At 58.5% G+C, this 446-nt stretch carries 1 protein-coding gene; it reads left to right on the top strand.

Annotated elements, in window-relative coordinates; genetic code table 11:
- Positions 1-446: cbb3-type cytochrome c oxidase subunit I (locus tag EYW48_RS21475; RefSeq protein ID WP_277433076.1), on the top strand; the 446-nt coding region annotated here is incomplete at both ends.

Here is a 446-nt window from a genome sequence, read left to right as displayed (position 1 = left end):
CTTCTTCACCATGGGTTCGGGTGCCAGCGTCAACGCCTTCTTCGGTCTGGCGACGATGCTGATTTCCATCCCGACGGGTGTGAAGCTATTCAACTGGCTGTTCACCATCTACCAGGGCCGTCTGCGCTTCACCAGCCAGGTTCTGTGGACCCTGGGCTTCATGGTGACCTTCGCCATCGGCGGCATGACCGGCGTACTGCTGGCCATCCCGGGTGCTGACTTTGTGCTGCACAATAGCCTGTTCGTGATCGCGCACTTCCACAACGTGATCATCGGCGGTGCGGTATTCGGTTACATCGCTGGTTTCGCGTTCTACTTCCCGAAAGCGTTCGGCTTCAAGCTGCACGAAGGCTGGGGTAAAGCAGCGTTCTGGTTCTGGATCTCGGGCTTCTTCGTCGCGTTCATGCCGCTCTATGCACTGGGCTTCATGGGCATGACCCGTCGTC

It is taken from the genome of Vibrio sp. 1180_3 (genome assembly GCF_029478545.1).
Taxonomy (GTDB): domain Bacteria; phylum Pseudomonadota; class Gammaproteobacteria; order Enterobacterales; family Vibrionaceae; genus Vibrio; species Vibrio aestuarianus.
This window is presented reverse-complemented; position numbering and strand designations above follow the sequence as displayed.